We start from the raw sequence: 24423 nt of genomic DNA, 5'->3' as shown, positions 1-24423 counted from the left end.
TTTTCCCGAAGGGAACTGCCGTGTTAAACCGTTATCCTGCGTGGAAGTATCTGATGCTGGTCGTTGTGATCATCGTCGGGCTGCTTTATGCACTTCCCAACCTTTATGGTGAGGATCCGGCTGTTCAAATCACTGGTGCTCGGGGTTCCGACGCCAGTGCAGTAACGCTGGACCAAGTCCGTAACGCTTTAGATCAAAATAACATTCAGAGCAAATCTATTGCTCTGGAGAATGGCGCTATTCTTGCCCGTTTTAAAGATACGGATGTTCAGCTTCGCGCTCGTGAAGTGCTGAACGGCGTTCTGGGCGACAAATTTGTGATTGCACTTAACCTGGCTCCGGCAACGCCGCGCTGGTTGAGCATGCTGGGTGCTGAGCCGATGAAGCTGGGCCTCGACTTGCGTGGTGGTGTTCACTTCCTGATGGAAGTGGATATGGATACCGCGTTAAGCAAGCTGCAAGAACAAACGATGGACAACATGCGCAGCGATTTGCGCGACAAGAATATCCCTTATGCCACGGTGCGTAAGCTCGACAACTATGGCGTTGAGGTGCGTTTCCGTGATGCTGCGACCCGCGATGCGGCCGTCAGCTATCTGACCCCACGTCACCGCGATTTAGTCATCACCAACAGCGGCGATACTGCTGTTAATGTGGTGATGACGGATGCCCGTCTGAATGAGGCGCGCGAGTATGCGGTTCAGCAAAACATCACTATCCTGCGTAACCGTGTAAACCAATTGGGTGTGGCCGAGCCGCTGGTACAGCGTCAGGGCGCAGACCGTATTGTGGTTGAGTTGCCAGGTATTCAGGATACTGCCCGCGCTAAAGAAATCTTAGGCGCAACGGCAACGCTGGAATTCCGTCTGGTTAACACCAATGTGGACGCCTCTGCAGCGGCAACAGGCCGTGTTCCGGGTGACAGCGAAGTGAAAAATACCCGTGATGGTCGCCCGGTTGTCCTGTACAAACGTGTGATTCTGACCGGTGACCATATCACTGACTCCACATCCAGCATGGATGAATACAATCAGCCACAGGTTAACATTTCTCTCGACAGCGCTGGCGGTAACGCCATGTCTAACTTCACCAAGGATAACATTGGCAAACCGATGGCAACCTTGTTCGTGGAGTACAAAGACAGCGGTAAGAAAGATGCCAATGGCCGTTCGATTCTGGCGAAACAGGAAGAAGTGATTAACGTCGCGACGATTCAGTCACGTCTGGGTAACAGCTTCCGTATTACCGGTGTGAACGATCCGAATGAAGCCCGCCAGCTTTCTCTGCTGCTGCGCGCCGGTGCGTTGATTGCGCCAATTCAGATCGTTGAAGAACGTACCATCGGCCCGACCCTGGGTATGGAAAATATCAAGCAAGGTCTGGAAGCCTGTCTGGCAGGACTTGTGGTTTCAATTATCTTCATGCTGTTCTTCTATAAGAAGTTTGGCCTGATTGCGACCACTGCGCTGATTGCTAACCTGGTGCTTATTGTGGGGATCATGTCCCTGATACCGGGTGCAACACTGACCATGCCGGGGATTGCGGGTATCGTATTAACCCTTGCCGTAGCGGTTGATGCCAACGTACTGATTAACGAACGTATTAAGGAAGAGCTTAGTAACGGACGTTCAGTACAGCAGGCTATCGAAGAAGGTTACAAAGGCGCGTTCAGCTCCATCTTTGATGCCAACGTTACGACGCTCATCAAGGTTATCATCCTGTATGCCGTCGGCACCGGGGCAATTAAAGGCTTTGCGATTACAACCGGTATTGGTGTAGCGACGTCAATGTTTACCGCAATCATCGGTACCCGTGCCATCGTAAACCTGTTGTACGGCGGCAAGCGCATCAAAAAGCTGTCTATCTGAGGAGTGCGTTGTGGCACAGGAATATACTGTTGAACAATTAAACCATGGTCGTAAAGTCTATGACTTTATGCGATGGGATTACTGGGCTTTCGGTATCTCTGGTTTCCTTTTGATCCTTTCTATCGCCATTATCGGTGTGAAAGGTTTCAACTGGGGTCTGGATTTCACCGGCGGTACGGTCATTGAAATCTCGCTGGAGAAACCTGCGGATTTGGACGTGATGCGCGCAGCGCTTGAGAAATCAGGCTTTGCCGATCCGCTGGTACAGAACTTTGGTAGCAGCCGTGACATCATGGTACGCATGCCACCGACTCAGGGTGAAACCGGCGGCCAGGTTCTGGGTACCAAAGTTCTTAGCGTGATTAACGAAACGACCAGCCAGAATGCTCAGGTGAAACGTATCGAGTTCGTCGGGCCGAGCGTAGGGGCCGATCTGGCGCAGAATGGTGCTATGGCGCTGTTAGTGGCGCTGATCGCTATCCTGATTTACGTCGGTTTCCGCTTCGAGTGGCGTCTTGCCGCAGGTGTTGTTATCGCGCTTGCTCACGACGTTGTGATCACCATGGGTGTACTCTCGTTGTTCCATATCGAAGTTGACTTGACCATCGTCGCTTCACTGATGTCGGTTATTGGTTACTCACTTAACGACAGCATCGTGGTATCGGACCGTATTCGTGAGAACTTCCGCAAGATCCGTCGCGGGACACCTTACGAAATCTTTAACGTGTCGCTGACCCAGACGCTGCACCGTACATTAATCACATCCGGTACCACGTTAGTCGTGATCCTGATGTTGTATCTGTTTGGCGGTGCATTGCTCAGTGGTTTCTCACTGACCATGTTGATTGGTGTTTCAATCGGTACGGCTTCATCAATCTACGTTGCGTCCGCGCTGGCTCTGAAACTGGGCATGAAGCGTGAACATATGTTGCAGCAGAAAGTGGAAAAAGAAGGTGCAGATCAGCCTTCGATTCTGCCGTAATCTGCCGGTAGCGTAGAAAGTAAAAACCCCGCAATGCGGGGTTTTTTTATGTCTGATTCCTAAAACTGAAAGCCCAATTTTTACTTCGCCGGAACCGGTTCTGCGGCCTGAGCGGGTTTCTGCGTGGCGACAATATTATGCAGATGAACAAAGCCCAGCGTTTCAACGGTCACCTGATCGAATTTCACCTCTATCGTTTTCACCGGACCCGGTAATAAATCCGGTTCAACCGTGATGGTCTGCGTTTGCATATCTACAGTCAGCGGCTTGCCTGTCACTGGATCCAACTGGCCCCAGTTCAGTGTGGCGGTAAATGCAGGCAGCGGCTGGCCGGCATTATTTTTAATCTCTAATACGGCCTGAACACCGCTGGCATCCGGGGCAACGCGGGTCAGTGCAAGGCTCAGTTCGCCAATTTCACTCTTCACCAGTGCAGCGCTTTTCGCCGCAGGAAGCAAATAGACCCCGTTAGTGGACTGGCGGTTCAGCGTAGTTTGCTGTTCCAGCGCTGTCGCCAGATCGGTCAGGCGGGAGAGTTTTTGGTTCAGTTGGCCTACTTCGGCTTTCAGTTCCGGTAACTTGGGATCTTGCTGTGCGCAGCCCGCAAGGCTGAACAATGCGGCAAAGGCCAGTAAGAGGCGGGGAGGTTTTGTCATATCAGAGACTTCCTTTCATCTGCCCGTTGAAACATTCGTTCCGGGCACCAATATAAGATGAGTAAGTTTAACCTGATGTCTATGAAAGTAGCGACAGCCTTTGTTGTCGGCACACTTCGGGGTAAACTGGTGTCCAATTATGCTCGCTGTCAGGAAGTGCTATGCATTGCCCATTTTGTGCCGCTGTTGATACTAAAGTCATCGATTCCCGCCTGGTAGGTGATGGATCTCAGGTCCGCCGACGCCGCCAGTGTCTGGACTGCCATGAACGCTTCACGACTTTTGAAGTGGCGGAACTGGTGATGCCGCGCGTCATTAAAAGCAATGAAGTTCGCGAACCTTTCAACGAAGACAAGCTTCGCAGCGGCTTTCTGAAAGCGCTGGAAAAAAGACCAGTCAGCTCCGACGACGTCGAAACGGCCATCAGCCACATTAAATCGCAGTTACGGGCTACCGGTGAACGTGAAATTCCTGCCAAAATGATTGGTAATCTGGTGATGGATGCCCTGAAAGGGCTGGATAAAGTCGCCTACATCCGCTTCGCATCGGTTTATCGCAGCTTTGAAGATATCCGTGAATTTGGCGAAGAGATTGCCCGTCTTCAGGACTAAGGAACGTTAATGCTCCCCGAACAGCCTGCCGGAACATCGTCTGACGAATTACACCGTGATGAACGCTTTATGGCGCGTGCTTTTGAGCTGGCGCGTCGCGGACGTTTCACCACCACACCCAATCCGAACGTCGGCTGCGTGATCGTCCTTAATGGCGAAATCGTCGGTGAAGGCTATCATTTGCGTGCCGGTGAACCGCATGCGGAAGTTCATGCATTACGCATGGCCGGTGAGAAAGCCCGGGGCGCGACCGCGTATGTCACGCTCGAGCCGTGCAGCCATCACGGGCGTACGCCGCCTTGTGCCGATGCCCTGCTGGCTGCCGGTGTGACCCGCGTAGTCGCCGCGATGCAGGATCCCAATCCGGAAGTTGCCGGGCGCGGTTTGTATCGCCTCAAACAGAACGGCATTGACGTCAGCCACGGGCTGATGCATTCCCAGGCGGAAGCCGTGAATCTCGGTTTCCTCAAACGTATGCGTACCGGTTTTCCTTACGTGCAGCTCAAAATGGGCGCGTCGGTGGATGGCAGAACCGCGATGGCCTCCGGAGAAAGTCAGTGGATAACTTCCCCGGCAGCCCGTGCGGATGTTCAGCGTTTTCGTGCTGAAAGCTCGGCGATTCTGAGCACCAGTGCCACCGTCCTGGCCGATAATCCTTCGCTGAATGTTCGCTGGAGCGAACTGGGCAGCGATGTGCAGGCGGTTTATCCGCAGGAAAATCTGCGTCAGCCGCTGCGCATTATTCTCGACAGTCAGAACCGCGTCACGCTAGAGCATCAGCTGGTGAATTTACCCGGCGACGTGTTGCTGGCGCGTCTGGACACTGATACGCAAATCTGGCCTGAATCCGTCGAACAATGGCGTGTGGCCGGACGCGATAATCGTATAGATCTGGTTCTGCTGATGATGCAACTGGCAAAACGCCAGATAAATTCCATCTGGGTAGAAGCGGGGCCGCAACTGGCGGGTGCCTTATTACAGGCAGGTCTGGTGGATGAATTAATCGTTTATATGGCACCGAAACTATTAGGTAATAATGGCCTGGCGCTGTGTGAACTGCCCGGCTTAACGTACCTGGCCGATGCCCCTGAATTTGCTTTCAGCGATGTCAGGCAAATTGGCCCGGATTTACGTTTGCGCCTGAAACCAGTGTACTAAACAACACGTACTGAGAATTTTACGCCTCTCTGTCTGAATGGGTTTGAAAAGCGCATGTCCAGACAGGGTAATTTTATGATAGAATCCGCCCCCCTGCGGCGGGGGTTAGAAACTCCTGAACCCACTTTAAGGAAAACTATGAACGTTATCGAAGGTGCTGTAGCCACGCCGAACGCGCGCGTAGCGATCGCGATTGCTCGTTTTAATAATTTCATCAACGACAGCCTGCTGTCAGGTGCTGTTGATGCGTTGAAACGTATCGGTCAGGTCAGCGATGACAACATCACCGTAGTCTGGGTCCCTGGCGCATACGAATTGCCTCTGGCAACCCGTGCACTGGCTGAAAGCGGTAAGTACGACGCCGTTGTTGCGCTCGGAACTGTGATCCGCGGGGGCACTGCCCATTTTGAATTCGTAGCGGGCGAATGCAGCTCTGGCCTGTCCAGCGTTGCAATGAACAGCGAAATCCCGGTTGCCTTTGGTGTGTTGACGACAGAAAGCATCGAACAAGCCATCGAACGCGCAGGGACAAAAGCCGGTAACAAAGGTGCAGAAGCTGCACTGACCGCGCTTGAAATGATTAATGTTATCAAGGCTATTAAGGCCTGAATCTAGTTAAGGGGAAATCCGTGAAACCTGCTGCTCGTCGCCGCGCCCGTGAATGTGCCGTCCAGGCGCTTTACTCCTGGCAGTTGTCGAAAAATGACATCGCCGATGTTGAATTAGAATTCCTGACCGAGCAGGATGTCAAAGACGTAGACATTGCCTATTTCCGCGAACTGCTGTCTGGTGTGGCAAACAGTGCAGAGAAACTCGATGCATTGATGGCGCCATACCTGTCCCGCCAGTTGGACGAATTGGGCCAGGTGGAAAGAGCGATTTTGCGTCTGGCTCTGTTTGAGCTGAGCAAACGCCAGGACGTCCCTTACAAAGTGGCGATCAACGAAGCTATCGAACTGGCTAAAACCTTCGGTGCTGAAGACAGTCATAAGTTTGTCAATGGTGTGCTGGATAAAGCGGGCCCGCACATTCGTAAAAAATGATCGTCAGCCAGGGTCAGTGGCATTCATAAATGGCGACAGTCATTTTCGGTGCAATACTGAGTCTGTTGATAATCTGGTGATGTCACCTCGCTTATCCTCTGTGTGACACCCCTTTTTAAGGCCGGGCTTCCGGCCTTAAGTCATTCTAACGATTTGGAATTGTACTATGGCATGCGGCGAATTTGATGTAATCACTCGCTACTTCAACAGGTTCAGAACCGCCCGACAGGATGTTCAGTTAGGCATTGGTGATGATTGTGCCTTGCTGACGGTGGGCGAGAAGCAACTTTTAGCAGTCAGTACCGATACTCTGGTCGAAGGCATCCATTTTCTCAAAACGATTTCACCGGCTGATCTTGGCTACAAAGCGCTGGCCGTTAACCTCAGCGATCTGGCTGCTATGGGCGCCGATCCTGCCTGGGTTTCTCTGGCGCTGACGCTTCCTGAAGTGAACCCTGACTGGTTGCAGGCATTCAGTGACAGCCTCTTCGACCAGCTCAATTATTACGGTATGCAGCTGATTGGCGGTGATACCACCCGCGGTCCGCTGAGCATGACCCTGACTATTCAGGGGTTAGTGCCCGCTGGTCGCGCATTAACACGCGGTGGCGCTGGTGTCGGAGACTGGATTTTCGTCACCGGCACGCTGGGCGACAGCGCGGCGGGTCTGGCAATCCTTCTCCAGGAGCTGAATGTCACTGATATTCCAACCCGCGATTTCCTGCTGAAACGCCATCTGCGTCCGTCACCCCGCGTTTTGCACGGGCAGGGATTGCGCGATTTAGCGACCTCAGCGATCGACCTGTCCGACGGGCTGATTTCTGATCTTAAACATATACTGAATGCCAGCGAATGTGGCGCGCGTCTGGATCTCGATGCGATCCCGTTCTCCGATGCCATGAAGTCGGTTGCTGACCATGAACAGGCGCTGAAATGGGCGCTGACGGGCGGCGAAGATTACGAGCTGTGCTTTACCGTACCGGAAATCAACCGTGGCGCGCTGGATGTTGCGCTCAGCCATCTGGGCGTTGATTTTACCTGTGTCGGGCAAATTGCTCCGCATTCCGAAGGCCTCAAATTTATGCGTTCCGGGGCTGCCGTTGAACTTGAATGGCAGGGGTTCGATCATTTTGCCGGTAGGGAGTTGTTGTGAATATAAGCCGTAAAAAACGCCCGGCAGGGTACAAAGGAAAAACCGGTGATCCGGTGCAGGACATGGCGGCCGCGAAAAAGCGTCTGAACCTGCGTAATCCGTGGCACTTACTGGCAACCGGTTTTGGCAGCGGATTATTCCCTGTCGGACCGGGCACCGCAGGCTCCATCGCCGCGATCCCATTCTGGATTGTCATGACATATCTGCCGTGGCAGGTATATTCCATGATCGTCATGTTCAGTATCTGTATCGGCGTATATTTGTGTCGCCAGACTGCGCGTGACATGCGGGTTCATGACCACGGCAGTATCGTGTGGGATGAGTTTGTTGGCATGTGGATCACGCTGATGGCGATCCCGGTAAACGACTGGCGCTGGGTGCTGATCGGATTTATCGTTTTCCGCGTGCTGGATATCTGGAAACCGTGGCCGATCCGCTGGTTTGATCGCAACGTTCAGGGCGGGATGGGGATCATGATCGATGATGTGGTCGCCGGTGTTCTGGCTGCCGCAATTATCTATCTGGTGGGACATCACTGGCCGTTGTTCTGAACTGATTTGCTGTGACGTGATGTCAAAGGCGCTGCCGGTTTCGCGCAGCGCCTTTTTACCTTTCAACCACGTATCAGCCGCTGTGATTATTTAAAACCAGTGGCCTCGTGCGGTACATACGCCATTTCCAGCTCTGCAATTTCTTCTGCTGACAACGTAACGTCTAGCGCGCCAATAGCATCCGTCAGATGCGCAGGGCGGGATGCACCGATAATCGGTGCGGTCACGACGCGCTTACTCAGGATCCACGCCAGCGCGATCTGCGCACGCGCCACCCCGTGATCTTCAGCGATTTTACCCACGCGTTCAGCAATTTTACCGTCGGCCTCATCGGTGGCGTCATATAGCGTTTTGGCAAAATTATCGGAAACAGAACGCGCCGTGGTTTCTCCCCACGGACGGGTCAGTTTGCCGCGTGCCAGCGGACTCCATGGCAGCACCGCAATATTCCTTTCCAGGCACAGCGGATACATTTCATTTTCTTCTTCACGCTGGATAAGATTGTATTGATCCTGCATCGATACAAAGCTCGCCCAGCCGTTTTGTGCCGAGACATCCAGCGCCTGTTTAAACTGATGGGCGTGCATGGAAGATGCGCCGATAAAACGTGCCTTACCGGCTTTGACGACGTCATTCAGCGCTTCCAGCGTTTCTTCAATGGGCGTTTCGTAATCCCAGCGGTGGATTTGCAGCAGATCGACATACTCCATGCCGAGACGGCGCAGGCTGTCATCAATGGATTGCATAATCGAAGCGCGTGACAGCCCCGGCTTCAGACCGGTGACGGCGTTGTAAACCTTGGTCGCCACGACAATCTCATCACGCTTTGCAAAGTCCTTCAGCGCGCGGCCGACGATTTCTTCGCTGCTGCCGTCGGAATAGCTGTTGGCGGTATCAAAGAAATTTATTCCCGCCTCAAGAGCCTGTTTAATGATCGGGCGGCTGCTTTCTTCGGGCAGTGTCCATGCGTGGGTTCCGCGATCCGGTTCACCGAACGTCATACAGCCAAGGCACAGGCGTGAGACGTTCAGGCCGGTTTTTCCGAGAATAGTGTATTGCATGACATCTCCTGGTCAGGATGAATTGAAATCAGAAAGTCGTGAAAATGATTAGCACGCTATAACTGTAGCTTACTGAACGCCAGGATTGGGTGACGGGGGAAAAAGTTAGAAAGGAAAATCCCCTCTTTCAGGCTGAAAGAGGGGAAAAGGCTAGGCCAGCCAGTCGGTGATCTGACGGTCGATGCCTTCAGCGTCCAGCCCCAGATCGTGACGGATTTCGTCCTGTGTGCCTTGCGGAACAAAGTTGTCCGCCAGGCCGATATTGAGCACCGGCACCAGAATGCGTTTGGACATCAGCAACTCATTCACGCCGCTGCCCGCACCACCCATAATGGCGTTTTCTTCCAGCGTCACCAGCACTTCATGGCTGGCCGCCAGTTCCTGAATCAGAGCCTCATCCAGCGGTTTCACAAAACGCATATCCACGACGGTGGCATTACGTTTTTCAGCCGCTGCCAGCGCGTCCGGCAGTAAAGTACCGAAGTTCAGGATGGCAACTTTCTCGCCTTCACGACGCACAACGCCTTTGCCAATTGGCAGCGACGCCAGCGGTTCACAGGTTGCGCCCGTGCCGTTGCCGCGCGGATAACGCACGGCAACCGGGCCGCTGTTATGGTGATAACCGGTATGCAGCATCTGGCGACATTCGTTTTCATCGCTTGGCGTCATGATGGTCATGTTCGGAATGCAGCGCAGGAAAGACAGGTCGAAAGCCCCCTGATGCGTCTGACCATCTGCCCCGACGATGCCGCCACGGTCAATGGCAAACAGCACGGGCAGATTCTGGATCGCCACATCGTGGATCACCTGATCGTACGCGCGTTGCAGGAACGTCGAGTAAATCGCGACAATCGGCTTGTAGCCGCCAATAGCCAGACCGGCGGCGAACGTCACCGCGTGCTGCTCGGCTATCGCCACATCGAAATACTGCTGCGGATATTCACGCGAGAAGCGCACCATGCCGGAGCCTTCACGCATCGCAGGCGTAACCGCCATCAGTTTGCTGTCTTTGGCTGCGGTCTCGCACAACCAGTCACCGAAAATTTTCGAGTAAGTTGGCAGACCTTCTTTGCTTTTTGGCAGCGTGCCGGAAGCCGGATCGAATTTCGGCACTGCGTGGAAACTGATTGGATCCTTTTCCGCTGGTGCGTAACCTTTGCCTTTTTTAGTCATGATGTGCAGCAATTGCGGGCCTTTCAGCTCGCGCATGTTTTTCAGCGTTTGCGCCAGCGCAACGACATCGTGCCCGTCAACCGGCCCGATATAGTTAAAGCCCAGCTCTTCAAACAAGGTACCCGGCACCATCATGCCTTTCAGATGTTCTTCGGTACGGCGCACCAGTTCTCTAATCGGTGGCAGACCGGACAACACTTTTTTACCGCCTTCACGCAGGTGCGAGTAAAGTTTTCCGGACAAAAGTTGCGCCAGATGATTGTTCAGCGCACCGACGTTTTCGGAAATCGACATTTCGTTGTCGTTGAGGATAACCAGCATGTCGGGTTTGATATCGCCCGCATGGTTCATCGCCTCGAAAGCCATCCCGGCGGTGATTGCGCCATCGCCAATCACGCAAACGGTGCGCCGGCCTTTGCCTTCACGCTCGGCGGCAACGGCCATGCCGAGACCCGCACTGATAGATGTCGAGGAGTGGCCCACGGACAACGTGTCATATTCGCTTTCGCCGCGCCAGGGGAACGGATGCAGCCCGCCTTTCTGGCGGATGGTGGAAATGCGTTCGCGACGGCCGGTCAGAATCTTGTGCGGATAGGCCTGATGGCCGACATCCCAGACAACGTGGTCGAATGGCGTGTTGTAGACATAGTGCATCGCAACGGTCAGTTCTACCGTTCCCAGACCGGACGCAAAGTGTCCGCTGGACTGGCTGACGCTGGCCAATAAATATTGACGCAGTTCGTCACAGAGCTTGGGCAGACTCTCTTTAGGGAGTGAGCGGAGATCTTCGGGATTCTCCGCCAGCGCCAGTGTCGGGTATTTGGCTAATTCAAGACTCATCAGTTGCTCATAGTAAGTTTAATTATCGCGTTCAATGATAAAGCTGGCTAACGCGAGAAGTGGCGCTGTGTTGTAAGAAAGTGCAGCCAGCTGATCCAGTGCGGAAACGGCTTCCTGATACAGAACCATCGCTTTGGCTTTTGCGCCGTCCAGCCCCAGCAGGGCCGGGTAGGTACTCTTCCCGAGCTGCTGATCAGCGCCCTGACGTTTGCCGAGCGTAGCGGTGTCGCCAATCACATCCAGAATATCGTCCTGAACCTGAAAAGCTAAGCCGATAGCTTGTGCGTAGTTATCCAGTATAGGCAAAACGGCACGGCCGGTTTCACCGGCAGCCAGCGCACCCATGCGCACGGCGGCGCGGATCAGCGCACCGGTTTTATGGCGGTGGATTTTTTCTAACGCTTCAAGACCCACCTGCTGGCCTTCTGCGGCTAAATCCAGTGCCTGACCGCCACACATGCCGCTGGCTCCGCTGGCGCTGGCCAGTTCGGAAATCATCGACAGGCGGTCTTTCACGGCCACGTCCGGCATATCACCATCGGCGAGAATCGAAAATGCCAGTGTCTGTAGTGCGTCACCGGCAAGAACAGCATTGGCTTCGCCAAATTTAATGTGGCAGGTCGGCTGGCCACGGCGCAAATCGTCGTCGTCCATCGCAGGTAAATCATCGTGGATCAGCGAATACGCGTGAATACATTCCACGGCGGCGGCTGGCGCATCCAGATTCTTCAAATCAAGGTTGAACAGTTGTCCGCTGGCGTAAACCAGATACGGGCGCAGGCGTTTACCGCCCAGCAGCGAACCGTAACGCATCGCGTCCACCAGCGGTAAATCCGCCAAAGGTTGTGCGCTGACGTAGGCCGTCAGAACGCCATCGACACGCTTTTGCATGGCACGAAGTTCGCCAGTAAAGCTGTCAGAAGAAGATAAGGAGATCGCTTCAGACATGACCAGTTACTCTGCTTCCGGGGTGAACGGAGTCAGCGGAGCATCGTTGTCGCTGTCGAGCAGGATCTGAACACGCTGTTCTGCCTGTTGCAGCTTTTGCTGCCCCTGACGTGCCAGCTGGACGCCTTGTTCAAATTCGTTCAGCGCATCTTCCAGAGGCAGCTCGCCAGACTCAAGGCGGGAAACGATCTGTTCCAGTTCGGCCAGGGCCGTTTCAAAATTGGCAGGTGGTGCAGATTTTTTTGGCATAATTCTCTTTTGATATCGTTGATCAGAATTGATGATCAGAGGTCTGAGCCGCAGAGCCGGTTTTCAGCCTCGAGAGACATTCCTGTTCAGCATGACATCTGCTGTCGGGTTTTGTGCACAGAGTACGCATTTTAAGTGATATACTCTGCGCCGCAGATATTATTGCTAAGCCCAATGTGGCACATAACATACATCTGGCTTAGCAATAATAGGATCCTAGATCCTTATTCAGCGACTTACTACCCCGTTTTTTCACCCGCTAACAAAAGACTGCCATGAAGTTTATCATTAAATTGTTCCCTGAAATCACCATCAAGAGCCAATCTGTGCGTTTGCGCTTCATTAAGATCCTCTCAAGCAGCATCCGCAACGTTGTGCGGCCGCATGATGAGACGCTGGCAGTAGTCCGCCATTGGGATCATATCGAAGTTCGCAGCAAAGACGAAAGCAAACACGATCTGATTCAGGAATTACTCTGCCGTATTCCAGGTATCCGTTATGTTGAAGAAGTGGAAGACCGTCCTTACACGGATCTTCACCATATTTTCGAACAAACGCTGGAAGCCTATCGTGCTGAAGTAGAAGGAAAAACGTTCTGCGTACGCGTTAAGCGTCGCGGTAAACATGATTTTTCTTCAACCGAAGCGGAACGCTACATCGGCGGCGGCCTGAATCAGCACGTCGAATCTGCGAAGGTCAGCCTGAAAGATCCGCAAGTGACGGTGAAACTCGAAATCAACGACGATCAGCTGGTGTTGGTGAAAAGCCGGCTCGAAGGTCAGGGCGGTTACCCGATTGGCACGCAGGAAGATGTGCTTTCGCTGATTTCCGGCGGTTTCGATTCCGGCGTGTCCAGTTATATGCTGATGCGTCGCGGCTGTCGTGTGCATTATTGCTTCTTCAATCTGGGCGGCGCGGCGCATGAAATCGGCGTGAAACAGGTAGCACATTATCTGTGGAACCGTTTTGGCAGCTCACACCGCGTGCGTTTCATCTCTGTCGATTTCGAACCGGTGGTGGGTGAAATCCTCGAAAAAGTCGAAGACGGTCAGATGGGCGTTGTCCTGAAACGTATGATGATTCGTGCCGCCTCTTCCATTGCCGAGCGCTACGGCGTTCAGGCGCTGGTCACTGGTGAAGCGCTCGGTCAGGTGTCCAGCCAGACACTGACCAACTTACGCCTGATCGACAACGTGTCTGACACGCTTATCCTGCGTCCGCTGATTTCCCACGATAAAGAACACATCATCAAGATTGCCCGTGAAATCGGCACGGAAGATTTTGCGAAAACTATGCCTGAATATTGTGGCGTGATTTCCAAAAGCCCGACCGTGAAAGCCGTGAAAGCGAAAATCGAAGCCGAAGAAGCGATGTTCGATTTCAGCGTGCTGGATAAAGTCGTCAGCGAAGCGCGAAATGTCGATATCCGCGAAATTGCAGCGCAAGCCGCAGAGGTCGTGCCGGAAATTGAAACGGTCGCTGAATTTACGTCAACCGATATCGTGCTGGATGTCCGTGCGCCGGATGAAGCCGACGCGCAGCCGCTGACACTGGAAAACGTTGAGGTTAAACCTCTGGCGTTCTACAAACTTGCGACTCAGTTTGGCGATCTCGACCAGACCAAAACCTATCTGTTGTATTGTGACCGTGGCGTAATGAGCCGTTTGCAGGCGCTGTATCTGAAAGAACAGGGCTTTGATAATGTAAAAGTCTATCGCCCATAGTCATTAAGCGTTAGCCAAAATAAAGGGGTTCAGCCATGCTGAGCCCCTTTTGCTTTGCAGCATCCGGATTAGGATTCGCGTGCGCCTTCGTCGGTGTAGTTATAAATACCTGGCGCCAGAACCAGTTGTGCGGCAATTTCTGCGGCTTTGGTTTTGCCCAGAAGCAGGTCGATAATTTTAAGTGCGAACTCCATGGACGTTCCCGGCCCCTGGCTGGTGAGCAGGTTTACGCGCGGATCGAAAATCACCCGGCGATCGGACCATTTGTTCGGATCGATTTTGTCTTTCAGGCCCGGAAAACCGGTCATGTTACCGACAGGGAATAAATCGTGATATTCCAGCACCAGCGCGGGTGCGGCGCAGATCGCCGCCACGATTTTACCGCTGACGTGCATCTGACGGACTTTCTCCACCAACAGCGGGCTTTCGCTAAAACAGGTCGCGCCGCCAAGGCCGCCGGGCAGAACAACGACGTCGTGGTCGTCATCGGCGACATCCACCAGCGCGGCGTCTGCCAGAATACGCACACCGCGTGAACAGCGGATTTCAAGATTGCCATCCCCCGCGACGCTGGCGGTGGTGACGTGAATACCGGCGCGAACCAGCAAATCAATCACGGTGACGGCTTCAATTTCCTCGCTACCAGGTGCCAGGCAGACCAGTACCGATGCGCTCATAGTCGTTTTCCTTTCTTTTAATTTGTTCAAATAATCGGGTATTAACCGGCAGGTTGAGTCCGTATTTGCGTCCGCGACGCAGCAGATAGCCAGTAATGTAATCAATCTCAGTGTGACGCTGGTTGCGGATATCCTGCAACATGGAAGAGTGATTGGCGGCGGTGGAATCAATCACCTGATAAATAAAGCTCAGCAGCGATTCACTGTGAATTTCCACGCCTTCAATCGCCATGACCTGCGCGACTTCCTGACAGATTTGTTCAATCTGGTCGGCATACGCCAGCAAATCCCCGTTGGTACATTCGTAGGTGGCGGTCAGAGGATTAATCACGCAGTTCACCGCCAGTTTATTCCACAGCGACGGCTTGATGTTGTCGTGCCACGCGACGTCCGGCAGTGCGTGATGCAGCACATCTGCCAGCGAACTCAGCGCCGCAGCGCGTGGCGAAACTGGCCCGATATGTGTGGCACCAGTGGCAACGTGGAGAATGGCATTGCCTTCGTGACGCGCCGCGTGCGTGGTTGCGCCCTGCAAAATCGCCAGCCGGTTTGGCGGCAATTCATCGACGGTTCCCATGCCGTTGTGCAGCAGTAATATCGCGCAATTATCGTTCAGCATCGGCATCAGCGCACTGACGGCTCCGGAAACCTGCCAGGCTTTGAGGGTTACGAGCAGTAATTCGCTTTGCGCCAGATGCTCAGGATCGTTGGTGGGCAGGTTACGGTTAAAGGCGATGCCTTCGGGGGAAATCACGTTGACGGCACAAAATGGCTGCGGAATACGTATCCAGCCCTGAACGTCGTGGCCTTGCTGATAAAGTGCTGAAAGCCAAAGTTGCCCCAGCGCACCACAACCAAGAACTGTTATTTTCATTGTGCCTCCCCGGGAATGCGGCGAAAACCGCCGTTAAAGCCGGTTGTAGAAAGAATATTCTGCTGTCCGGTTATCTTATTAGTATAGACATTTGTGCTGTACATCACATTTCCACCTGTACTTTTTGACCATTGGAGCATTTTATGTTCGGTGGTTTGCTGTTGTTTGGCATCGACGGTTGAAGGCGGTATTATGCACGCCATATAACGTGCAATACAAAAACTACAGGGAGAAGCGATTATGCCGTCTTTTGACATTGTTTCCGAAATCGACATGCAGGAAGTGCGCAACGCCGTGGAAAATGCCAGCCGTGAACTGCAAACCCGCTGGGATTTCCGCAATATTCCGGCCAGCTTCGATCTCAACGAGAAAAACGAGAGTATCAAAGTGGCCAGTGAATCTGATTTTCAGGTCAATCAGCTGGTTGATATTCTGCGTGAGAAGTTAGCTAAACGCGGCATTGAAGGCGGGGCACTGGAAATTCCTGAGCAGATGGATCACAGCGGTAAAACGTACAGCGTTGAAGCTAAACTGCATTCTGGGATTGAATCCGCGCTGGCGAAGAAAATCGTCAAGCTGATCAAAGACAGTAAAATCAAAGTGCAGGCGCAGGTACAGGGCGACGAAGTTCGCGTCACCGGCAAAGCGCGTGATGATTTGCAGGCCGTGATGGCGTTAATCCGTAACGGCGATTTAGGCCAGCCCTTCCAGTTTAAAAACTTCCGCGACTAATAGCCTTCGACCTTCGCGCTGCAGATGCGTTGACTGGCGGGAATATTAAAGGGGCGCTGTGCGTCCCTTTTTTATGGTGGTCACTTCGGCTGGCGTAGCCTTTTCACCAGTTCGAAGTCTTTAAAGTAGATCGGTTTATCGTGCTGCATTGAAAGATTTCCGGCGACCCCGGTCAGGATCGACATCGCTCCGGCCCGATGATCGGCCGCGCGTTTTAACGGATCATCTTTGCGCTCGCCGAACAGGTCTTCCAGCATGGCATTATCGCCGCCGCCATGACCGCCTTCTCCCAGCTGGAATTGGGCTTTCCACGGTTGTGCAAATAACGGGTAAACCGTGATTTCTGCTGTTTCGATACTGCCTTCATTCTCACGTTTACCACCGGCATTCACGTAAGACATTTCGACGATTTTCATTTCAATGCGGCCTTTGGTGCCGTTGAACACCACGTTCAGTCCTTCCCACGGCAGATACGCATTCAGCGAATAAGTCAGCTGCACTTTGTTGTGGTATTTCACCAGCACCGATAGCGTATCTTCAATATTAATGCCGTCGCTGAATACGCTCTGGTCGCGGAAATAGTTATCCTCATGCTCGGCATCCAGGTACAGCGCTTTGAGCTGCGCATTATCTTCCATGTGCAGAGCAAACGGATCGTTCTGCGCCTGCGGATAGCCATGTGCACGCGGATAAAATTGAGTCACGCCGCGCTTCTCGGCATTCTCTTTTCCATAAAAACGCAAATCACCCTGGGCATACACTTTTTCCGGTGTGCTGTTCAGCCAGAAGTTCATCAGGTCGAAGTGGTGGGTGGATTTATGCACCAGCAGGCCGCCGGAATTGCGTTTTTCACGGTGCCAGCGACGGAAATAATCTGCGCCGTGTTCGGTATTGAGCAGCCATTCAAAGTGCACAGAAAGCACTTCGCCGATGGTTTCCTGCATCAGCAGTTCACGTATTTTGCTGTGATGCGGGGCGTAGCGGTAATTGAACGCGACGCGAACCTGATAGCCCGTGGCATCGACAGCATCCAGAATGCGCAGCGCGCGCTGTTCATCAATGGTCATTGGCTTTTCAGTGATGACGTCACAACCGGCGTGCAGGGCGCGGACGATGTAGTCGTCGTGGGTGCGATCCATGCTGGTGACAATCACGATGTCCGGTTTAGTTTCGTCGAGCATTGCAGAGAAATCGGCAGCTTTCCATGTTGATACACGGGCGATGCCACTCTGCTCAAGCTGGCGGTTTGCATAATCCATTCGCGTCTGGTTTGTATCGCAGAAGGCCACAAATTTTGCGTTGTGGCGGTATTTGCCGGTGATCGCTTCAATGTACAAACCTGAGCGACCACCGGTGCCAACGAGAGCATATGTTTTCATGAGATCCTCAATAGGCCCGAAAGCCGTCATCACTGACAAAATTTTGTTAAGGAATTCTTGAGGATAATGATTACTGGGTTTTTTTAAGTGAGGAGAGTCACGCGGTGGGGATAAAATTGAAACGCTGTGCCAGTTTGCAGGCACAGCATTTATTAACGTCAGAGGGCGTCAGGCAGCGCTGACCAGTTGTTCGAGAGCCTGGCGGTTGGTCTGTTTGGTATCGACCTTCACGTAAGCACTGAATTCTTCCGGTACGACTACCGCTTCTGCCACGCCCGGCTGGGCCAGAATGCGCGCCTGAAGGGCGGAATCTTTTACCGCCAGTTCAGACAGCGTAATGCGCAGGCTGCTGACGTACGGCGGTTCGGTCATAGTAGAACTGACCAGCAACCAGACAATGGCGATCGCTGCGCAAACCAGGAACACTGCGCCAGCACCTGAGTTTCCGTATACGTAACCGCCTAAGCTGCCGCCGATCGCCACGCCGATAAACTGGCTGGTGGAATACAAGCCCATCGCGGTGCCTTTGTATCCTGCCGGAGATTCTTTGCTGATAAGCGAGGGCAGAATAGCTTCCATGACGTTAAACGCCAGGAAGAACAGCTGGATACCGGCAATCACGGCCCATAAATGCAGACCCGCCGACCACAGCACGATTTCCGCCAGCAACAGTACTGCGACACAACCCATGAATACCTGTTTCATGTGGCGTTTTTTCTCGGCGTAGATAATGACCGGAATGACGGCAACGAAAGACGTAAGCATGGTGATCAGGTAAACGCGCCAGTGTTCGCTTGGCGGGAAACCTGCGTGTTCCATCACTTGCGGTAACACCACAAAACTCGACATCAGCAGGATATGCAGACACAAAATTCCGAAATTGAGTTTCAGCAATTTGGCGTTGCTCAGCACTTTACCGAAGCTGCCTTTCACCATGCTCGATTCACGATTAAGAATGTGCGTGGCAGGGGAGGGCACCACGGCAACGGTAATAATGATGCCGAGAATAGTCAGTACTGCGATGGCCCAGAACAGGGCGTGTAAGCCCCAGGCGTGCGTAATAATCGGGCCGAGGACCATCGCAATTGCAAAGGTAATGCCGAAGCTGATGCCGATAAACGCCATTGCTTTGGTGCGGTTCTGTTCGCGGGTCAGGTCAGACAGCAGGGCCATGACGGCGGCGGCAATCGCGCCGGAGCCTTGCAGGGCACGACCAATGATCACGCCCCAGATAGATTCGGTTGAAGCAGCCACAATGCTGCCGATGCAGAAGATGACCAGACCAAAGACGATCAGGGGTTTGCGGCCCACGCGGTCAGAAAGCAGTCCAAACGGGATCTGGAAAACGGCCTGTGCCAGTCCGTAAATGCCTATGGCGATGCCGATCAGTGCTTCGCTGGCGCCGGAGAGTTTCATGCCATAAGTGGTCAGTACTGGCAGAACCATGAACATGCCAAGCATGCGCAAAGAAAATACTGTCCCTAGTCCCCATGTAGCCCGACTTTCCTGCGGGGTCATCTGGTTATCGTTCACATTACTACCTCAAAATAACAATCCGACATTTTAATGATTAAGCCGGCCTGGGTAAAACGATGGATCTTTAGCAGATATTACGGGATTTGCCTGATGCTCAAAGCAAAAGAAAAGGCCAGTATTGCTACTGGCCTTTCGCTATGATTTCAGAGCGTTACACTGAAATTGTGTGTTACCAAACGTAGGTCAGCAACGATGTTGGCGCAGAATTAAAATCCACGGACATCATGAAGCTCAGCGACATGATAGTGATGATGGAGAAACCAAACAGTTTTCTCGCCCACACCACGTCGTTTTCCGTTTTGTAACCCTTCAGTGCCATGCCCAGCCACCAGATACTGACAGCGGCGGCAACGACCAGGTATTTATACCCTGCGTAACCGCTCAGGGTCAGCATCAGCGTCGCAATCATAAACGCCAGAATGTAGACGATAATATGATGCTTGGCGACAGAGATGCCTTTCACCACTGGCAGTACCGGGATGCCTGCTGCCTGATAATCTTTGAAGCGGAAGATGGCAATCGCGTACGAATGCGGCATCTGCCACAGGCTGAAGATCAGAAGCAGGATCAGGGCACCGGTATCGAACTGGCCTGAAACGGCGCAGTAACCGATAACCGGTGGCGCTGCGCCAGACAAGCTGCCGATCAACGTGCCGTATACCGAGTTGCGTTTCATGTACAGGCTGTAAACGCCGACATAAACCACAAAGCCCATCACTGCCAGCCACATCGCCAGCGGATTTGCTCCGATATACAACAACGCAAAGCCCGCAATACCCAGAATGGTCGCGTAAACCAGGCTTGTTTTCGGCGGAATAAGCCCTTTCACCAGGACCCGGTTCTTCGTTCTTTCCATGATCCGGTCGATGTCGCGGTCGATAAAGTTGTTAAATACACAACCCGATGCGACAACCAGCGAAACACCCACCAAAGTGGCGAGAAAGAGTGGGAAGTCGATGCTGCCTTTGGCAGCAAGGAGGAATCCCCCGATGACAGAAATTAAGTTGCCGAAAATAATTCCTGGTTTCGTTACTTGCAGGTATTGCTTAATCATCACGTGCAGCTCGGCTCTTTAACTGACCATCATATTGAGGTTGAGGTTATACATAATCCACAATGAGCCCACAACGACGATAAAGATAATCACAGCGGTGAACAGAAGTGCCACCAGGTTCCAGCGCTCTTCCGACGACGTATTCATGTGCAGGAAGAACACCAGATGGACAACGATCTGGATGATTGCGGACGCAACCACGGTACCCAGGATCAGTGAATGTGATGCCGTGTCGGTCATGACCATGGCAAACGGGATCACCGTCAGGATAACCGACAAGATGAAGCCAATCGCATATGACTTCAGGCTGCCGTGGCTTGCGCCACCATGGGAAGTAGCAGAATGACTCATTACATCGCTCCCATCAGATAAACAACGGTAAACACGCAGATCCATACTACGTCCAGGAAGTGCCAGAACAGGCTCAGACACATCAGACGGGTTTTGTTAACTTCAGTCAGACCGCGACGTGAAACCTGAACCATCATGGTCAGGATCCAAATCAGGCCACAGGTCACGTGCAGACCGTGGGTGGCGACCAGTGCAAAGAAGCCAGACAAGAAACCACTGCGCTGCGGGCCATAGCCTTCAGCAATCAGGTGATGGAATTCATAGAGTTCCATCCCGATGAAGCCTAAACCGAACAGGAATGTCAGGAACAACCAGCCGTTAACGCCTGCTTTGTTACCCTTGTTCATGGCAAGCATTGCAAAGCCGTAAGTGATACTACTGAACAGCAGGCAGAAGGTTTCTACCAGCACGAACGGCAGTTCAAAAATGTCTTTACCAGTGGGACCGCCAGCGGTCCCGTTTACCAGTACTGCATACGTTGCGAACAGGCTCGCAAACAAGATGCAGTCACTCATCAGGTAGATCCAGAAGCCGAAGACTTTGGTTGCACCTGCGTCGTGGTGCCCATGCTCAGCATGGGCTTCATCGTGGTGAGTCAGAGTATCAGTTGCCATGTTTCACACCTGCTTTACGGATTTGTTCAAAATGCTGGTTTTCAATACGTTCCACTTCTTCAACTGGCACGTAGTAATCAACATCTTCGTCGAAGCTTTTCGCAATCCAGGTCGCAGCCAGGGCAATGAAGCTCACTGCTGCCAGCCACCAGATATCCCAGATTAATGCGAAACCACAAACCAGGCTCAGCATAGCGATGATGAAACCGGCGCCGCTGTTACGTGGCATATGAATCGGTTCATATTTAGCAGGCTGCTTGTAAGCGGTACCTTTCTCTTTCATGTCCCAGAACTCATCACGGTCGTGAATTTGCGGCACGATAGCGAAGTTGTAGAACGGAGGAGGAGAAGAGGTTGACCACTCCAGAGTACGTGCGCCCCACGGGTCACCGGTCAGATCACGGTTCTGGTCGCGGTCGCGAACAGAGACGAAGATCATGATCAGCTGGCAGAGGATACCGATAGCAATCAGTGCAGCACCACATGCCGCAACAACCAGCAGCGGGTGGAACTCAGGATCGATATTCTGGCTGACGCGACGGGTCATCCCCATGAAGCCCAGTGCATACAGAGGCATGAACGCGACGAAGAAACCGATGATCCAGAACCAGAATGAACGCACACCCCATTTTTCGTTCAGCGTGAAGCCGAAGGATTTAGGGAACCAGTAAGTCAGACCAGCGAAGCAACCGAAGACCACACCACCGATGATAACGTTATGGAAGTGGGCAATCAGGAACAGACTGTTGTGCAGCACGAAGTCAGCACCCGGAACCGCCAGCAGAACGCCAGTCATACCACCAACAGAGAAGGTGATGATGAAGCCAACGGTCCAAAGCATCGCCGCGTTAAGCGTGATACGGCCCTGATACATGGTGAACAGCCAGTTGAAGATTTTTACCCCAGTCGGGATAGAAATGATCATCGTCATGATGCCGAAGAAGGCATTGACGTTGGCGCCTGAACCCATGGTAAAGAAGTGGTGCAGCCAAACGATGAACGACAACACGGTGATGGCGATGGTTGCCCATACCAGCGAGGTGTAACCGAACAGACGTTTTTTGGAGAAAGTTGCAGTAACTTCCGAGAACACACCAAATACTGGCAGAACCAAAATGTACACTTCCGGATGGCCCCAGGCCCAAATCAGGTTGATGTACATCATCATGTTGCCGCCCATATCATTCGTGAAGAAATGGGTGCCCAGATAACGGTCTAATGTCAGCAGTGCAACAGTCACGGTCAGAATCGGGAAGGACACGATAATCAACACGTTGGTGCACAGTGCGGCCCAGGTAAATACCGGCATTTTCATCAGCGGCATGCCTGGTGCGCGCATCTTCAGGATGGTCGCAAAGAAGTTAACACCGGTCAGCAAGGTCCCGACACCGGATATCTGGAGACTCCAGATCCAGTAATCTACCCCGACCCCCGGACTGTATTCCTTACCTGACAGTGGCGGATAAGCCAGCCAGCCGGTCTGTGCGAACTCGCCAACACCCAGAGAGATGTTGATAAGCACAACAGCCGCGGCGGTGAACCAGAAGCTCACGTTGTTCAGGAACGGGAACGCAACGTCGCGCGCACCGATTTGCAAAGGAACCACCACGTTCATCAGACCGATTACGAAAGGCATCGCCATGAAGAAGATCATGATAACGCCGTGCGCGGTAAAGATTTGGTCATAGTGATGAGGCGGCAGGAAGCCCGGTTCACCTGCAGAAGCAAGAACCTGCTGGCTACGCATCATGATCGCATCGGCAAAGCCACGCAGCAGCATGACGAAGGCCAGAATGATGTACATGATACCTAATTTTTTGTGGTCGACAGACGTCAGCCACTCGGTCCACAGATACTTCCACTTACCGAAATAGGTGATGCCGGCAAGAACTGCCAGGCCACCAATGATAATCGCGGCAACTGTGACCATGATAATCGGTTCATGATACGGAACCGAATCAAGCGTTAATTTTCCGAACATCGTTTATTCCTCGGCTCCGGCTGCGTGAGACTGTCCACCCATATCCATGCCTTTCATGTCACTGCCGGCTGGCATTGGCATGGTATGACCTTCTGGCGCTGCCTTCATGTCATGCATGGAGTATTTGCCAATGATTTCTTTGAACAAACCAGGTTTTGCTACAGAGAAGTATTCGACCGGGTTGTCGATACTCTGTGCAGCCAGTTTGTTGAAGTCATCAGTGGTTGCCAGCTGGTTCGGTGCGCTTTTCACTTTTGCTACCCAGGTGTCGAAATCGGCACGGGTTGGAGTCGCAATTGTGTTGAACTTCATGCCAGAGAAGCCGCGGCCGCTGAAGCTTGCTGAGATGCCCTTATAGGTACCCGCCTCATTTGCAATCAAGTGCAACTGAGTCTGCATACCGGCCATCGCATAAATCTGCCCGCCTAACTGAGGAATAAAGAACGAGTTCATCACAGAGTCAGAAGTGACTTTGAACTGAACCGGCACATCTTTAGGAATGACGAGCTCGTTAACGGTAGCGATGCCCTGTTCCGGATAAATGAACAACCATTTCCAGTCCAGAGAAACGACTTCAACCGTCATCGGTTTTTCGTCAGTCACGATAGGCTTGAACGGATCAAGCGAGTGGGTGGTTTTCCAGGTAATCGTTGCCAGAATGGCAATGATTATAATTGGAACTGTCCAGACGACGGCTTCAATTTTGTTGGAGTGGGACCAATCAGGACTGTATTTTGCTTTTGTGTTGGAAGCACGATACTTCCACGCAAAGGCAAACGCCATGATAATAACTGGTATAACGACGATCAGCATTAAACCAATCGCTGTTAAAATCAGCGTTCTCTGCTCAAGTCCAATTGCTCCCTTGGGATCCATCAATGCCGTATTGCAACCGCTCAACATTAACGCGGAGGCAAATAAGGACAACATCCCAATACTTTTATTGTATTTCTTAAGTCTCATCTAACGACCTCAATAACTAGGGCTCTATTGTCGCTTCAGGTGTGCGGGCATTTTACGGGAAGGTTGCAGGACTGTAAACACGCTTAAACAAGTGTCAAAGCGCTGTTGACACTTTATGTTAACGCAGTCACACATGTCACGGATCGTGACAATTTACAGTGGGCAACAATATGTTGCGTATAGATTTTTTTCTATAGTGATGAAAAACAAGGGGTGATACATTTTCAAATATTTATGGCCGTCCA

General features: G+C 52.6%; 24 protein-coding genes. 10 read left to right on the top strand and 14 right to left on the bottom strand.

Going from position 1 to position 24423, the window contains the following annotated elements; all coding sequences use genetic code 11:
* Positions 1-20 precede the first annotated feature (20 nt).
* Both secD and secF read left to right on the top strand, forming a co-directional pair.
* The gene (secD, locus tag M2403_RS04855) at positions 21-1868 is read left to right on the top strand and encodes a protein translocase subunit SecD (protein ID WP_152327856.1); all 1848 of its coding nucleotides are present in this window, start codon (positions 21-23) and stop codon (positions 1866-1868) included.
* Positions 1869-1878: 10 nt separating this feature from the next.
* Entirely contained in the window at positions 1879-2850 is a 972-nt protein-coding gene (gene secF, locus M2403_RS04850) for a protein translocase subunit SecF (protein WP_165059286.1), read from the top strand.
* Positions 2851-2930: 80 nt separating this feature from the next.
* Here secF and M2403_RS04845 read toward each other — a convergent pair whose 3' ends face one another.
* Positions 2931-3506 carry a DUF3251 domain-containing protein gene (locus M2403_RS04845; RefSeq protein WP_165059288.1) on the bottom strand — a complete coding sequence of 192 codons (576 nt, stop codon included), beginning with the start codon at positions 3504-3506 and terminating at the stop codon, positions 2931-2933.
* 161 nt (positions 3507-3667) lie between these two features.
* Between M2403_RS04845 and nrdR the strand changes: the two genes are divergently transcribed.
* The 6 genes from nrdR to pgpA all read left to right on the top strand — a co-directional run bounded on the left by nrdR (position 3668) and on the right by pgpA (position 8022).
* Complete coding sequence (gene nrdR / locus M2403_RS04840) at positions 3668-4117, top strand: transcriptional regulator NrdR (RefSeq protein ID WP_104923087.1); 450 nt, start codon at positions 3668-3670, stop codon at positions 4115-4117.
* A gap of 9 nt (positions 4118-4126) precedes the next feature.
* Entirely contained in the window at positions 4127-5275 is a 1149-nt protein-coding gene (gene ribD / locus M2403_RS04835) for a bifunctional diaminohydroxyphosphoribosylaminopyrimidine deaminase/5-amino-6-(5-phosphoribosylamino)uracil reductase RibD (protein ID WP_259228620.1), read from the top strand.
* Between the two features lie 138 nt (positions 5276-5413).
* Positions 5414-5884: a 6,7-dimethyl-8-ribityllumazine synthase gene (gene ribE / locus M2403_RS04830; protein ID WP_101075472.1), complete on the top strand. Its 471-nt coding sequence runs from the start codon at positions 5414-5416 to the stop codon at positions 5882-5884.
* A gap of 20 nt (positions 5885-5904) precedes the next feature.
* Positions 5905-6318, top strand: coding sequence for a transcription antitermination factor NusB (gene nusB, locus M2403_RS04825; protein ID WP_101075473.1), 414 nt, complete (start codon positions 5905-5907; stop codon positions 6316-6318).
* Between the two features lie 166 nt (positions 6319-6484).
* Entirely contained in the window at positions 6485-7471 is a 987-nt protein-coding gene (gene thiL / locus M2403_RS04820) for a thiamine-phosphate kinase (protein WP_259228619.1), read from the top strand.
* A gap of 62 nt (positions 7472-7533) precedes the next feature.
* Positions 7534-8022 (top strand): phosphatidylglycerophosphatase A, encoded by a 489-nt coding sequence (gene pgpA, locus M2403_RS04815; RefSeq protein ID WP_101075798.1) that lies wholly within the window; start codon positions 7534-7536, stop codon positions 8020-8022.
* 86 nt (positions 8023-8108) lie between these two features.
* On the opposite strand, the gene M2403_RS04810 is transcribed toward pgpA, so the two are convergent.
* The 4 genes from M2403_RS04810 to xseB all read right to left on the bottom strand — a co-directional run bounded on the left by M2403_RS04810 (position 8109) and on the right by xseB (position 12293).
* Complete coding sequence (locus M2403_RS04810) at positions 8109-9083, bottom strand: aldo/keto reductase (RefSeq protein ID WP_259228618.1); 975 nt, start codon at positions 9081-9083, stop codon at positions 8109-8111.
* A 150-nt stretch (positions 9084-9233) separates the two neighbouring features.
* Positions 9234-11096, bottom strand: a complete 1863-nt coding sequence (dxs, locus tag M2403_RS04805) for a 1-deoxy-D-xylulose-5-phosphate synthase (RefSeq protein ID WP_165059293.1) — start codon at positions 11094-11096, stop codon at positions 9234-9236.
* An 18-nt stretch (positions 11097-11114) separates the two neighbouring features.
* Positions 11115-12044, bottom strand: coding sequence for a (2E,6E)-farnesyl diphosphate synthase (gene ispA, locus M2403_RS04800; protein ID WP_259228617.1), 930 nt, complete (start codon positions 12042-12044; stop codon positions 11115-11117).
* A 6-nt stretch (positions 12045-12050) separates the two neighbouring features.
* Positions 12051-12293 (bottom strand): exodeoxyribonuclease VII small subunit, encoded by a 243-nt coding sequence (gene xseB, locus M2403_RS04795; protein WP_013576657.1) that lies wholly within the window; start codon positions 12291-12293, stop codon positions 12051-12053.
* 275 nt (positions 12294-12568) lie between these two features.
* Here xseB and thiI point away from each other — a divergent pair, with 275 nt between their 5' ends.
* Positions 12569-14017 carry a tRNA uracil 4-sulfurtransferase ThiI gene (gene thiI, locus M2403_RS04790; protein WP_152327864.1) on the top strand — a complete coding sequence of 483 codons (1449 nt, stop codon included), beginning with the start codon at positions 12569-12571 and terminating at the stop codon, positions 14015-14017.
* A gap of 68 nt (positions 14018-14085) precedes the next feature.
* Here the strand turns inward: thiI and yajL are convergent, their stop codons facing one another.
* Positions 14086-14694 carry a protein deglycase YajL gene (gene yajL, locus M2403_RS04785; protein WP_165059296.1) on the bottom strand — a complete coding sequence of 203 codons (609 nt, stop codon included), beginning with the start codon at positions 14692-14694 and terminating at the stop codon, positions 14086-14088.
* Entirely contained in the window at positions 14657-15568 is a 912-nt protein-coding gene (gene panE, locus M2403_RS04780; RefSeq protein ID WP_152327866.1) for a 2-dehydropantoate 2-reductase, read from the bottom strand. Before panE ends, yajL begins: the two co-directional genes overlap by 38 nt.
* Positions 15569-15808: 240 nt before the next feature.
* Between panE and M2403_RS04775 the strand changes: the two genes are divergently transcribed.
* The gene (locus M2403_RS04775) at positions 15809-16300 is read left to right on the top strand and encodes a YajQ family cyclic di-GMP-binding protein (RefSeq protein WP_132965051.1); all 492 of its coding nucleotides are present in this window, start codon (positions 15809-15811) and stop codon (positions 16298-16300) included.
* 80 nt (positions 16301-16380) lie between these two features.
* On the opposite strand, the gene M2403_RS04770 is transcribed toward M2403_RS04775, so the two are convergent.
* The 7 genes from M2403_RS04770 to cyoA form a co-directional block, all read right to left on the bottom strand.
* Positions 16381-17679: a Gfo/Idh/MocA family protein gene (locus tag M2403_RS04770; RefSeq protein WP_259228616.1), complete on the bottom strand. Its 1299-nt coding sequence runs from the start codon at positions 17677-17679 to the stop codon at positions 16381-16383.
* A gap of 168 nt (positions 17680-17847) precedes the next feature.
* The gene (locus M2403_RS04765) at positions 17848-19212 is read right to left on the bottom strand and encodes an MFS transporter (protein WP_217153978.1); all 1365 of its coding nucleotides are present in this window, start codon (positions 19210-19212) and stop codon (positions 17848-17850) included.
* Between the two features lie 172 nt (positions 19213-19384).
* On the bottom strand, positions 19385-20269 hold the full coding sequence (cyoE, locus tag M2403_RS04760) for a heme o synthase (protein WP_112287502.1): 885 nt from the start codon (positions 20267-20269) through the stop codon (positions 19385-19387).
* 18 nt (positions 20270-20287) lie between these two features.
* The gene (locus M2403_RS04755; RefSeq protein ID WP_013576648.1) at positions 20288-20620 is read right to left on the bottom strand and encodes a cytochrome o ubiquinol oxidase subunit IV; all 333 of its coding nucleotides are present in this window, start codon (positions 20618-20620) and stop codon (positions 20288-20290) included.
* A complete protein-coding gene (locus M2403_RS04750) occupies positions 20620-21234 on the bottom strand; it encodes a cytochrome o ubiquinol oxidase subunit III (protein WP_152327869.1) in 615 nt (204 codons plus the stop codon). The genes M2403_RS04755 and M2403_RS04750 overlap by 1 nt, the downstream gene beginning before the upstream one ends.
* Positions 21224-23215 (bottom strand): cytochrome o ubiquinol oxidase subunit I, encoded by a 1992-nt coding sequence (cyoB, locus tag M2403_RS04745; RefSeq protein WP_152327870.1) that lies wholly within the window; start codon positions 23213-23215, stop codon positions 21224-21226. The genes M2403_RS04750 and cyoB overlap by 11 nt, the downstream gene beginning before the upstream one ends.
* A 3-nt stretch (positions 23216-23218) precedes the next feature.
* The gene (cyoA, locus tag M2403_RS04740; protein WP_152327871.1) at positions 23219-24178 is read right to left on the bottom strand and encodes a cytochrome o ubiquinol oxidase subunit II; all 960 of its coding nucleotides are present in this window, start codon (positions 24176-24178) and stop codon (positions 23219-23221) included.
* Positions 24179-24423 lie beyond the last annotated feature (245 nt).

Source organism: Rahnella sp. BIGb0603 (genome assembly GCF_024808755.1).
Classification (GTDB): domain Bacteria; phylum Pseudomonadota; class Gammaproteobacteria; order Enterobacterales; family Enterobacteriaceae; genus Rahnella; species Rahnella contaminans.
This window is presented reverse-complemented; position numbering and strand designations above follow the sequence as displayed.

Bases quoted from the DNA above. Each gene is read 5' to 3' on its own strand.
- M2403_RS04845 (WP_165059288.1), bottom strand. From the start codon at position 3,506: ATGACAAAACCTCCCCGCCTCTTACTGGCCTTTGCCGCATTGTTCAGC.
- nrdR (WP_104923087.1), top strand. From the start codon at position 3,668: ATGCATTGCCCATTTTGTGCCGCTGTTGATACTAAAGTCATCGATTCC.
- ribD (WP_259228620.1), top strand. From the start codon at position 4,127: ATGCTCCCCGAACAGCCTGCCGGAACATCGTCTGACGAATTACACCGT.
- ribE (WP_101075472.1), top strand. From the start codon at position 5,414: ATGAACGTTATCGAAGGTGCTGTAGCCACGCCGAACGCGCGCGTAGCG.
- thiL (WP_259228619.1), top strand. From the start codon at position 6,485: ATGGCATGCGGCGAATTTGATGTAATCACTCGCTACTTCAACAGGTTC.
- pgpA (WP_101075798.1), top strand. From the start codon at position 7,534: ATGGCGGCCGCGAAAAAGCGTCTGAACCTGCGTAATCCGTGGCACTTA.
- M2403_RS04810 (WP_259228618.1), bottom strand. From the start codon at position 9,083: ATGCAATACACTATTCTCGGAAAAACCGGCCTGAACGTCTCACGCCTG.
- dxs (WP_165059293.1), bottom strand. From the start codon at position 11,096: ATGAGTCTTGAATTAGCCAAATACCCGACACTGGCGCTGGCGGAGAAT.
- ispA (WP_259228617.1), bottom strand. From the start codon at position 12,044: ATGTCTGAAGCGATCTCCTTATCTTCTTCTGACAGCTTTACTGGCGAA.
- xseB (WP_013576657.1), bottom strand. From the start codon at position 12,293: ATGCCAAAAAAATCTGCACCACCTGCCAATTTTGAAACGGCCCTGGCC.
- thiI (WP_152327864.1), top strand. From the start codon at position 12,569: ATGAAGTTTATCATTAAATTGTTCCCTGAAATCACCATCAAGAGCCAA.
- yajL (WP_165059296.1), bottom strand. From the start codon at position 14,694: ATGAGCGCATCGGTACTGGTCTGCCTGGCACCTGGTAGCGAGGAAATT.
- panE (WP_152327866.1), bottom strand. From the start codon at position 15,568: ATGAAAATAACAGTTCTTGGTTGTGGTGCGCTGGGGCAACTTTGGCTT.
- M2403_RS04775 (WP_132965051.1), top strand. From the start codon at position 15,809: ATGCCGTCTTTTGACATTGTTTCCGAAATCGACATGCAGGAAGTGCGC.
- M2403_RS04770 (WP_259228616.1), bottom strand. From the start codon at position 17,679: ATGAAAACATATGCTCTCGTTGGCACCGGTGGTCGCTCAGGTTTGTAC.
- cyoE (WP_112287502.1), bottom strand. From the start codon at position 20,269: ATGATTAAGCAATACCTGCAAGTAACGAAACCAGGAATTATTTTCGGC.
- M2403_RS04755 (WP_013576648.1), bottom strand. From the start codon at position 20,620: ATGAGTCATTCTGCTACTTCCCATGGTGGCGCAAGCCACGGCAGCCTG.
- M2403_RS04750 (WP_152327869.1), bottom strand. From the start codon at position 21,234: ATGGCAACTGATACTCTGACTCACCACGATGAAGCCCATGCTGAGCAT.
- cyoB (WP_152327870.1), bottom strand. From the start codon at position 23,215: ATGTTCGGAAAATTAACGCTTGATTCGGTTCCGTATCATGAACCGATT.
- cyoA (WP_152327871.1), bottom strand. From the start codon at position 24,178: ATGAGACTTAAGAAATACAATAAAAGTATTGGGATGTTGTCCTTATTT.